Raw genomic sequence first — 9908 nt, 5'->3', positions numbered from 1 at the left:
ATATACAAGAAAATATGTATACTATAATATATTTAAACTTTCTTGTCTTCTATAAAAACTATACCATATTTAGTACAAACTATATATAATTAAAAAGTTGAATGTTAACCAAGTTCTTCCTTTCAGAGCCCTGCAAATCGCAATCCCTGATAAATACCTTCCTTCTTATTTGAATCCTGGCATGTTGTTGCCTGTAATTGTTCCACGAAGTCTGCTTCTTGTATTTATCAATAAATACTGAACCAATTTAAATGACACTGTAGTTTCATACAGTTTCGACATACATAGATCAATCATTGGAGCATTCGTTTTCTTGTTTCTTAAAAATATTTTTGGTTGTGCAGATTATCCATCTTTTATGCAATACAAGGTGTATTGCTGCAAAAACTGTCATCATGATAGCTGACCTGTTATGTAAGAGCGTCCATGTGGCTTTTGTAATTCCCATGTATTCCTGATATCTTCCCCGTGGCACACCTGAAGGCATCACAAAAAGCATGACAAATCCTGTAACTGCAACGATCAGGAATAATAAGGTCAAAATGACATCTACGGAGTAATTCAGTTTCATCCTGTTCATTTTCTACCCCCATTTTAAATCCAGTATAAACTCACAACTTATTTGAAGATTAATTTTTATGGCAAGAACTAGTGTAATGTGCTCCATTGGAAAAGACTATTATAAAAAACTCCCTATGGATTTAGTTTTCCACACGAAAAATGTATTTATCTCTCTGAGCATGTAATAACCAGATACGATGAGAGAATTTATAGAACAGCTAAGAAGCAATGGTAAGATAACGGAGATCAGACATGCCGTTTCAAGGGAGTTCGAAGCACCCAGGATAGCAAAAAATACACAGGGTCCTGTGCTTTTCCATGACATTGAGGGGAAGAAGGCTATTATGAACCTGCTGGGTACGCGGGATGAGCTTGCATCCATGTTTGGAGTACCCCGCGACAAAATTATACAGAAACTCTCTGAGGTACAGCCAGACGGCGAAGTTGTAATAGTTACCGAGTCACCCACCATGGAAGTAGTGGATGATGAGGTGGACCTCTATAGCCTCCCTATAATGAAACATTTTGCAAAGGACGGAGGTCTGTACATCACTGCGGGTATCGTGGTCAGTGAGTACGAAGGGACAATGAATGCATCCATTCATCGCCTGATGGTGCTTGGAAAGAACAAGCTGGCTGCAAGGCTGGTGCCTCCGCGACATACTTATTTATTGCACAAAAAGGCTGCTTCAAAGGTAGATAAGCTGCCCATAGCGATCGTTATCGGTGCAGATCCGGTAATAACATTCGCTTCGACCACCCGCGTACCTACGGGTAAAGAATTCCACTATGCAGCAGCTCTTAGAGGTTCCCCGGTGGAATTGTTCGCATGCAGCAACGGAGTAAAAGTTCCACATGCTGAGATAATACTGGAAGGGTACATCGATCCGGTGGAGCGCGTTCCGGAAGGGCCATTTGTCGATATCACCGGCACCTATGACGAGATACGTCCTGAACCTGTGATCCACATTACCAGGATACTGCACAGGAAAGATCCCATTTATCACGGTATACTTCCGGCAGGACCGGAACATCTGCTTATGATGGGTGTGCCATACGAACCAAAGATCTACAGGGCAGTGAGCGAAGTGACCACTGTGAAGAACGTGGTGCTCACAGAAGGCGGATGCTGTTATCTGCATGCAGTGGTGCAGATCGAGAAACAGACCGAAGGAGATGGCAAGAACGCTATCATGGCAGCTTTTGCAAGCCACACCAGCCTCAAGCATGTAGTGGTAGTTGACGAGGACATAGATATATTCGATCCGAAGGACGTGGAGTTCGCCATTGCGACCCGTGTGAAGGGAGATATGGATGTTATGATCATTCCCAATGTGAGGGGAAGTTCACTGGACCCCAGGGGTGCACCTGATGGCACTACGACCAAAATAGGCATCGATGCTACTAAAGTCCTGAAACAGGCAGAGATGTTCGAAAGGGCGAAGATGCCCGAGTAGGTGGACCATGTACCTCACAAAAGAAGAACAGGCAATGCTCGATGGCGAAGAAGGAGAAACACTCCGGAAAGCCATTGAGATACTTGTTGCACTGGGTGATATTTACGGTGCTGACAAGCTCATCCCCGTTAAGAGCGCCCAGATAGCCGGGGTTTCATACAAGACCATAGGAGATGCAGGTCTGGAATGGATATCTGATCTGCATGGCAAAGTGAGGATTCCTTCCATACTCAATCCCGCAGGCATGGACCTGCAGGACTGGGAGAAAATGCGGATAGACCCGGAATTTGCACATAAGCAACAACTGATCATCGAAGCATACGAAAAGCTGGGCATCATTGCTAAATGTACCTGCACTCCTTATTATCTGGAAGGGTTCAATGCTACTTACGGGGACCATCTTGCGTGGAGCGAATCCTCTGCAGTCTCATACGCAAACTCCGTCATCGGGGCGAGAACAAACCGTGAAGGTGGTCCTTCAGCGCTCTCAGCGGCCCTTGTGGGTAGGACTGCTAACTATGGTTATCATCTGGATGAGATGCGCAACCCCACAGTATCGGTTACCGTTGAATGTGAGATGAAGGGCTCTGACTACGGTGCCCTTGGGTATATAGCAGGAAAAATGGTGGGCAGCGGAGTACCTTTGTTCATCATGAAAGGAAAGCCGGAAAATGAAGAGCTGAAATCTCTGGGTGCTGCCATGGCCGCTTCCGGAGCTGTTGCCCTGTACCATGTGGAAGGCGTTACCCCTGAAGCAAGGAAGAACAAATTTGCAAGGCCGGACGAGAACATGGTCATTGAGAAAAGTCAGATAAGAGAGATATACGATAGAACAAAACCCGATATCAATGACATTGATATCATAACCATCGGCTGTCCGCATTGTTCCCCGGCTGAGCTTTCCCTCATAGCAGGATTGCTTGAAGGCAGGACCGTCAATAAGGAAGTATGGATCTGCACTTCCAGGGAAGTTGCAAACAAACATCCCGAACTTGTACGATCCATTGAGAAGAGCGGGGCAAAAGTGGTCTGCGATACCTGTATGGTGGTATCGCCGGCAACTGAAAAATATAAGACCATGATGGTAAACTCCGGGAAAGCCCTGGCATACGTGCCCGGAATGTGCGGAGTTCCCACCCTTTTTGGTGACATCTATAGGTGCATCAGGGAGGCGGTGAAGGAATGAAGATCAAAAGCCGTACTATTTCCCGTGGATGTGCAGAGGGACAAGTGCTGATCACACGCGATCCCATCTCTTTTCTGGGTAATGTAGATCCTAAGACCGGCAAAGTGGTGGATGCGAACCATGAACTTTTTGGACAGTCGATAAAGGGCAAGGTTCTGGTCTTTCCTCATGGAAAGGGCTCCACTGTGGGTTCCTATGTAATATATCAGCTCTTCAAGAATGGTGCTGCTCCTGCAGCCATGATAAACCTGGAATCTGAACCCATAGTTGCTGTGGGTGCTATTATTTCTGCCATACCGCTGGTGGACAGGCTGGAAAACGATCCTTATTCCGTCCTAAGGAATGGCATGTCCATAAAAGTTAATAGCAGTGAAGGGTATGTGGAAGTGCCTGAAGGGTAATGGTCCTGATGATGCGATAAGGCACTGGAAAAGTGATGTACTAATGGATATTTGTATGAGGTGGAAAAGAAAGAACGCCTTCAGCCTTGCTGCGCTTGCACCTCTGCTGCCCAGCATACGCAGAGTCAAAACGCCAACTGATGGTATAATGATCTACAGTCTGGTTACAAGGCAGGCAGCGAGCGTGTTCAGGGAAGTGCAGAATGCAACCACCAATTCTATTTTCATAGCAGGAGGACCTCATCCATCCGGGGATCCGGAAGGAACTTTGCGATATTTTGATTATGTGGTGATCGGTGAAGGAGAGGCAACACTTCCTGAGCTTGTAAAGGTGCTGCAGGAAGGTGGGGATGTGAGCACGGTCAAAGGTATTGCCTACAAGGATACTGAGGGGAAAATTATCTACACTCCAAAAAGGGAGCCCATAGAGCTGGATGATTACCCCTGTTTTGATCCTCATCTTATCAAGGCTCCCATAGAGATCAGCCGGGGATGTCCCTGGAAATGTAAATACTGCCAGATCCCGCAGATGTTCGGCAGTAAGGTAAGACACCGCAGTATAGATTCCATAGTGAAGTATGCTCAGCACTATAAGGACCTTAGGTTCGTTTCATCTAATTCTTTCGCCTACGGAAGCGATGGCATACACCCGCGTTTCGATAAGGTGGAAAAGCTGCTGGAGGCTTTGTATGAGATCGGGAACAAGGATATTTATTTCGGAACTTTTCCTTCGGAAGTGAGGCCGGAGTTCGTAACGGACGGATCTCTGGAAATGGTGAACAAGTATTGTACCAATGACAGGATCAGCCTTGGCGCACAGTCCGGCAGTGAACGGATCCTCCGGGATATTCATAGGGGGCACACTGTGAGGGAAGTGGAAATAGCCGTTGATCGTTGTTTTGAACATGGGATCACGCCTACTGTTGACTTTATTCTGGGTTTTCCTGATGAAACAGAAGAAGAGCAGGAGATGAGCCTTGACCTCATAAAGTGGATATGCATCAAAGGCGGTGAAGTACGGGCACATTATCTTGAACCTTTGCCTGGAACACCTTACGCTCATGCGTCTCCAAGCAAGGTCAGCGAGAAGGTCAACAGTGAACTTGGCAAGCTTGCTCTGAACGGCAAGATAACGGGTTCATGGGAGTGAATATCTGTGATGGACCAGGCATTGTAGTTTTCAAAGCAGATGCTCTTCGAACTTCCCATTACAAAATACCATGACCCTCACTTCTTCACCTTTACTCAGCTTTCGCATCATGCGGTCATAGATGCCCTGGACGTGTTTCAGGTGGTGTTTCTTGAAATGTTCACTGACCGTTTCCAGAAACCATATCTGATGTTCCAGATATGCTGTTTCGTACTCTTTGGTGAGTGTGGCTATCTTGCTGCATTCCTCATCGGTTATCTCTGAATGGTAGCATCCATGTTCGTTCAGGCCGCTGATCTGTCTCCAGTCCATTTTCCCGCTGTCATCTGCTTCCCTGTGTAGCATATATGGATACAGTCTGCATATCATAGGCCTGTCGTCATAGATACGACACCTTCCCCCTTCAAGGAACATACACGAACCATCTTCTTTGGTGCGCAAGGCATAACCTGAAACATAGAAGGTTCCGTTATTATCGCAAAATTCAAAATATGGTGCAGGTTTCAAAACATCGGATGATAGATTCCTGATACGTGGTAATTCCTGATCAAGCACGAAAATATGATCATTGAACTCACTGGTACAGCATTTTGCACACATGTCGCACTCAAAGCCCACTTCTTTGATGATCTCACAGAGCTTTTCCATGGGATATTTCAGCATATCATGCAGCTCTTTTCGTGCGTAAAGTATTTCTTCTTCTATAGATGGTCTGGCTACAATGAACAACTCCATTGATAATGATCGCCATTTTAACCGGCATGTTATTAAGTCTATCTTCAGTGTGTTCTGAGTATATCCTGAAAACAAAATGAAAAAAGAGAGATATTCCCGTAAAGTTTAATTATAAGCATCACCTCTAATGCTAAACTTACATATGATTACATTATCGATATTCAAATACTACATGAGGATTCATAATGGGTAAAACAGGCAGCATAGAATGGGCAAAGGTCAAAGGAAGAAAAGGCAAGACCATCAAGGTAGAGAAATCAAAGGAAGCTAAGGCGCACCCCGGTCCTGCACAGAGGTACATGGCATCAGGTGCAAAGCGGAGATTCATAAGGCGCTCTCCGAAATCTATTGTCAAGTGAAGATCTTTTTTCTTTTTAATGCAGGGGACAATAGTGTTTTCGACGTCACCCTGCTATATTACCATATTTTTTTCAAAAGGTGTTAGGTCCCATTCATGCGTAATGGTTATATAGAACTACAATCATTAAAAAACGTCTGATAGATCTAATCCCTTATTACACTATTAAAGGAGGATAAAATAAATGGCAGGACAGATGGCTGGACAGCCGATTTTCATTTTAAGAGAAGGAAGCCAGAGAACAAAAGGCAGAGAAGCTCAGAGCAACAATATCATGGCCGCAAAGGCAGTTGCAGAGGCAGTGAGGACTACCTTGGGACCAAAAGGCATGGACAAAATGCTGGTGGACAGTCTCGGAGACGTTGTTATTACCAATGACGGCGCCACCATCCTTAAAGAGATGGATATCGAGCACCCGGCTGCAAAAATGATCGTCGAGGTCTCCAAGACCCAGGACGATGAAGTGGGCGATGGTACCACCACCGCAGCGGTTATTGCTGGAGAGCTGCTGAAAAAGGCAGAAGAGCTTATCGAACAGGACGTTCACCCAACCATCATAGCTTCCGGATACAGGATCGCTTCAGAAAAAGCCGGAGAGATCCTTCAGACCCTTGCAAAGAAGGTCACTATCGATGATGAGGACATTCTCCTGAACATCGCCGGAACAGCAATGACCGGAAAGGGAGCAGAAGCTACCAAGGATGTACTTTCCAGGATTGCTGTGTCTGCCATAAAGAGCATTGTTGATGCAGATGGCCAGAACAAGGTAGATATGGACAATATCAGCGTTGAAAAGAAGGTAGGAGCACGTATAGAGGACTCCGAGCTCATCACTGGTATGATCATCGACAAAGAGCGTGTACACAGCAACATGCCCAAAAAGGTTCCAAATGCAAAGATAGCCCTTATCAACACAGCCATCGAGCTTAAGGAAACCGAAGTTGACGCAGAGATCTCGATCACATCCCCTGAGCAGTTACAGTCCTTCCTTGATCAGGAAGAGAAGATGATAAGGGGTATTGTCGATAAGATCGTGGCAAGCGGCGCAACTGTCGTATTCTGTCAGAAGGGTATCGACGACATGGCCCAGCACTTCCTGGCCAAGAGCGGTATCTTCGCAGTAAGGCGTGTTAAGAAGAGCGATATGCAGAAGCTTGCAAGGGCAACAGGCGGCAGGCTCATCACCAACATTGACGAGATCACAGCTACAGACATGGGCAAAGCCGAACTTGTAGAAGAGAAGAAGGTCGGCGGCGACGAGATGACCTTTGTCACTGGTTGCGAGAACCCAAAGGCAGTATCCATTCTGCTACGCGGCGGTACCGAGCATGTCATAGACAACATCGAAAGGGCATTGCACGACGCACTGAGAGTGGTCGGAGTTGCCATAGAGGATGAGAAACTGGTAGCTGGCGGCGGTTCACCTGAGGTAGAGCTCGCGCTGAGGCTTTATGAGTATGCAGCAACTCTCAGTGGCAGGGAACAGCTTGCAGTTAAGGCATTCTCAGAGGCACTTGAGATCATCCCGAGGACACTTGCAGAGAACGCAGGACTTGACCCGATAGACAAGCTCATGGAGCTGCGTGCTCACCATGAGAAGGGATCCAAGACCGCAGGACTCAATGTGTACACCGGTGATGTCATTGACATGTGGCAGGCTGGCGTTGTGGAACCTCTCAGGGTCAAGACCCAGGCGATCAATGCAGCTGCAGAGTCTGCTGTGATGATCCTCAGGATCGATGATATCATCGCTTCGACCCGTGCACCTGCAGGTCCATCTGGCGCAGACATGGTACCCAACATGCCACCAGGAATGGGCGGCATGGGTATGGAATAAATATTTACCAACAGAACAGAGCGCAGTACATCTGCGCTTAAAACCTTTTTTTATTATTTCTGAAAGGTCTTATTTTTCAAGGCAATGCAATATATCTGCCGGATTATATCGTGTTCTGATGATCCTGGTCCTTCCACGCATTCCCTTTCCGGAAAAATCAGCATCTATATATTGAGAAGAGTTGAGTTTCTCCACCAGCTCGTAGAAGCGCGTGTATCCAAGCTGTGTTGTTTCATGGAATTCCTTGTAAAGTTCCCCGGTCTGAGGTTCCTTGCCCTGTGCTATCAGGCGCAGCAATGTTTTCTCATGTTCATTTAGTGTACCGATATTACGACACAGGTGTAAAAGTCGGGAAGCTTCGTATGCTTTTTCCACATCTTCGATAGAAATAATGCGACTTGCTTTTCTCTCTGCGTTCAGGCCAGCTCTCTTGAGCAGGTCGATACCTATACGCAGGTCGCCTGTAAGGTCTGTGTATTCTACTATCTTTTCCTGTACTTCGGCGGGCACTACATGCGGAAAGAAAGCATGAAGTACTCTGTTGTTGATAATGTCCCGTATTTCCCTGGATTCATATCGTGGAAAGGCGATCTCCTCCGGCAGAAATACTGACCCGACCCTGGGATCGAACTTGTACATGGTACCGGTATCGCTTACAATAGCTATTACCCCAATACGTGCCCCGGGATATTGTTCATGTGCTCTTAAAAGGGAGTACAGTACTTCATCAGCATGACCTTCATGGAAAAGATAATTAATGTCATCAAGGGCAACCACAAGTATCCTGTCAGAGGTAATCAGATGGTTCACAACTTTCTGGAAAACCTTCCCAAAGGATACGCCCGAAGATGGGGGAGAAACCTTTAGCAGATTTTCATATATCTTGGCCATAACGGCAAAACGAGTGGAATCTATCTGGCAATTGATCTTCACAAAGACTATGTTCTTTACATGTTCCTGCAGTTCACTGAATACTTTTTTAACGGCGGTTGTCTTTCCGGTACCAGGGGGGCCACTTATGAGACAATTAAGAGGGCGCATATCCCTAACAGCAGGCCTCAAGGCAAATTTTAATGATTGCAGCTGGCTATCCCTGTGAGCAAAATATTCCGGAACATGGTCAAGTTCAAGTATTTCGGGATTCCTGAATATAGTTTCATCCCACATCAACATGTCCTTGCTCAATCAAATGCCTCCCTTATTCATGAAGTAGATTACATTATATTAATATAAAATGTTGTTTCAATAGTATCTGAACAACCTGCCTAGAAAAGCATGGTGAGATCACCTTAGAGATATTTTCTCATCACAATGGCATCCGAATGAGTTTCGTCATCAAAAAACCGATGTATCCTTCCTGCTTCCTCAAAAGCATTCTTCTCATAGATATTTTTTGCAGCTGTCCATTGAACTGAAACTATCAGGATAATACTTGAGATGCTGTATTTTTCAGTGGTCCTCCTGGACAGCTCTGAAAACAATAATTTTCCATATCCTTTACCACGATGCTTTTTAAGGAGGCCTATCGAAGATATATAAAGCTCTGATCCGGTGGCTACATGAAGCTTACTGATACTGTGATTAAGATTGAACATATCCTCTTTTATTTCTTCTAGGTAGTCCCATATCTCCGAGGAAATATATCCACAAACCTGTCCGTCTGCTTCCAAAACTAAGAAGCCATCCGGAAAAGTTAAGATCCGGTCTAAAAATACAGATCGGTCCTCATACACTGTTTCACAAAACGATTCGTGCTCTATCTCCATAATATGTTCGATATCGTCTATTGCAGCATTCCGGATTTTTATTTCTTCCAATGAACCACCTGAACCTGATGTGATTCTTGTATGTAAGATATATACTATTAGCCAACAAGTGCAGCTATGCTCGAAACAGCTTCTGCGAGTTTTTCTACTTCTTCTATCGTATTATACAGAGCAAAGGATGCACGTACTGTGCCTTTAAGGCCAACGTTCTCTATTGCGGGCATAGCACAATGATAACCACTACGCACACAGATCTTACATGTCTGGTCAAGGATAATGGCCACATCATGCGGATTCATGCCCTGTACATTGAAAGGCACAACTGCTGCCCTGTTCTCAGGACCATACACCTGCACCTGAGGGATCTCAGCCAGCAGAGAAGCAGCTTTCTTTGCCAATGTTGTTTCATGCTTCTCTATATTCTCAATGCCTGCATCCTGTACATATTCCACAGCCC

11 protein-coding genes are annotated in these 9908 nt (G+C 45.5%); 6 read left to right on the top strand and 5 right to left on the bottom strand.

Annotation, left to right across the window (positions count from 1 at the left end):
- Positions 1-289 precede the first annotated feature (289 nt).
- On the bottom strand, positions 290-580 hold the full coding sequence (locus AB7U21_RS04305; RefSeq protein ID WP_428387269.1) for a DUF4405 domain-containing protein: 291 nt from the start codon (positions 578-580) through the stop codon (positions 290-292).
- Between the two features lie 178 nt (positions 581-758).
- Between AB7U21_RS04305 and AB7U21_RS04300 the strand changes: the two genes are divergently transcribed.
- Genes AB7U21_RS04300 through AB7U21_RS04285 form a run of 4 tightly spaced genes read left to right on the top strand, consistent with a single transcriptional unit; the run spans position 759 to position 4755 of the window.
- Positions 759-2018, top strand: a complete 1260-nt coding sequence (locus AB7U21_RS04300; RefSeq protein WP_428387267.1) for a UbiD family decarboxylase — start codon at positions 759-761, stop codon at positions 2016-2018.
- A 7-nt stretch (positions 2019-2025) separates the two neighbouring features.
- The gene (locus AB7U21_RS04295; protein ID WP_428387265.1) at positions 2026-3204 is read left to right on the top strand and encodes an aconitase X; all 1179 of its coding nucleotides are present in this window, start codon (positions 2026-2028) and stop codon (positions 3202-3204) included.
- Entirely contained in the window at positions 3201-3605 is a 405-nt protein-coding gene (locus AB7U21_RS04290) for a DUF126 domain-containing protein (protein WP_333788154.1), read from the top strand. Before AB7U21_RS04295 ends, AB7U21_RS04290 begins: the two co-directional genes overlap by 4 nt.
- A 43-nt stretch (positions 3606-3648) precedes the next feature.
- Positions 3649-4755 (top strand): TIGR04013 family B12-binding domain/radical SAM domain-containing protein, encoded by a 1107-nt coding sequence (locus AB7U21_RS04285; RefSeq protein ID WP_428387271.1) that lies wholly within the window; start codon positions 3649-3651, stop codon positions 4753-4755.
- A 30-nt stretch (positions 4756-4785) separates the two neighbouring features.
- On the opposite strand, the gene AB7U21_RS04280 is transcribed toward AB7U21_RS04285, so the two are convergent.
- Positions 4786-5490: a YkgJ family cysteine cluster protein gene (locus AB7U21_RS04280; RefSeq protein WP_428387263.1), complete on the bottom strand. Its 705-nt coding sequence runs from the start codon at positions 5488-5490 to the stop codon at positions 4786-4788.
- A 185-nt stretch (positions 5491-5675) separates the two neighbouring features.
- On the opposite strand from AB7U21_RS04280, the gene AB7U21_RS04275 reads away from it, so the two are divergent.
- Positions 5676-5849: a DUF5350 domain-containing protein gene (locus AB7U21_RS04275; RefSeq protein WP_428387261.1), complete on the top strand. Its 174-nt coding sequence runs from the start codon at positions 5676-5678 to the stop codon at positions 5847-5849.
- A gap of 183 nt (positions 5850-6032) precedes the next feature.
- Positions 6033-7685 carry a thermosome subunit beta gene (gene thsB, locus AB7U21_RS04270; RefSeq protein WP_428387259.1) on the top strand — a complete coding sequence of 551 codons (1653 nt, stop codon included), beginning with the start codon at positions 6033-6035 and terminating at the stop codon, positions 7683-7685.
- A gap of 69 nt (positions 7686-7754) precedes the next feature.
- On the opposite strand, the gene AB7U21_RS04265 is transcribed toward thsB, so the two are convergent.
- The 3 genes from AB7U21_RS04265 to AB7U21_RS04255 all read right to left on the bottom strand — a co-directional run.
- Entirely contained in the window at positions 7755-8870 is a 1116-nt protein-coding gene (locus AB7U21_RS04265) for an ORC1-type DNA replication protein (protein ID WP_428387257.1), read from the bottom strand.
- A gap of 104 nt (positions 8871-8974) precedes the next feature.
- A complete protein-coding gene (locus tag AB7U21_RS04260) occupies positions 8975-9502 on the bottom strand; it encodes an N-acetyltransferase family protein (protein ID WP_428387255.1) in 528 nt (175 codons plus the stop codon).
- A 47-nt stretch (positions 9503-9549) separates the two neighbouring features.
- Positions 9550-9908, bottom strand: a 359-nt coding sequence (locus AB7U21_RS04255; RefSeq protein WP_428387253.1) for an aminotransferase class V-fold PLP-dependent enzyme, incomplete at its 5' end; no start/stop codon positions are given.

Source organism: Methanomethylovorans sp. (assembly GCF_050177135.1).
Lineage (GTDB): Archaea > Halobacteriota > Methanosarcinia > Methanosarcinales > Methanosarcinaceae > Methanomethylovorans.
The sequence above is the reverse complement of the archived record's forward strand: the minus strand, read 5'-3'. Positions and strand labels throughout refer to the sequence as shown.

Excerpts from the sequence above, each read along its gene's own strand:
- AB7U21_RS04290 (WP_333788154.1), top strand. The coding sequence starts at position 3,201 with ATGAAGATCAAAAGCCGTACTATTTCCCGTGGATGTGCAGAGGGACAA.
- AB7U21_RS04285 (WP_428387271.1), top strand. The coding sequence starts at position 3,649 with ATGGATATTTGTATGAGGTGGAAAAGAAAGAACGCCTTCAGCCTTGCT.
- AB7U21_RS04305 (WP_428387269.1), bottom strand. The coding sequence starts at position 580 with ATGAACAGGATGAAACTGAATTACTCCGTAGATGTCATTTTGACCTTA.
- AB7U21_RS04275 (WP_428387261.1), top strand. The coding sequence starts at position 5,676 with ATGGGTAAAACAGGCAGCATAGAATGGGCAAAGGTCAAAGGAAGAAAA.
- AB7U21_RS04295 (WP_428387265.1), top strand. The coding sequence starts at position 2,026 with ATGTACCTCACAAAAGAAGAACAGGCAATGCTCGATGGCGAAGAAGGA.
- AB7U21_RS04280 (WP_428387263.1), bottom strand. The coding sequence starts at position 5,490 with ATGGAGTTGTTCATTGTAGCCAGACCATCTATAGAAGAAGAAATACTT.
- AB7U21_RS04300 (WP_428387267.1), top strand. The coding sequence starts at position 759 with ATGAGAGAATTTATAGAACAGCTAAGAAGCAATGGTAAGATAACGGAG.
- thsB (WP_428387259.1), top strand. The coding sequence starts at position 6,033 with ATGGCAGGACAGATGGCTGGACAGCCGATTTTCATTTTAAGAGAAGGA.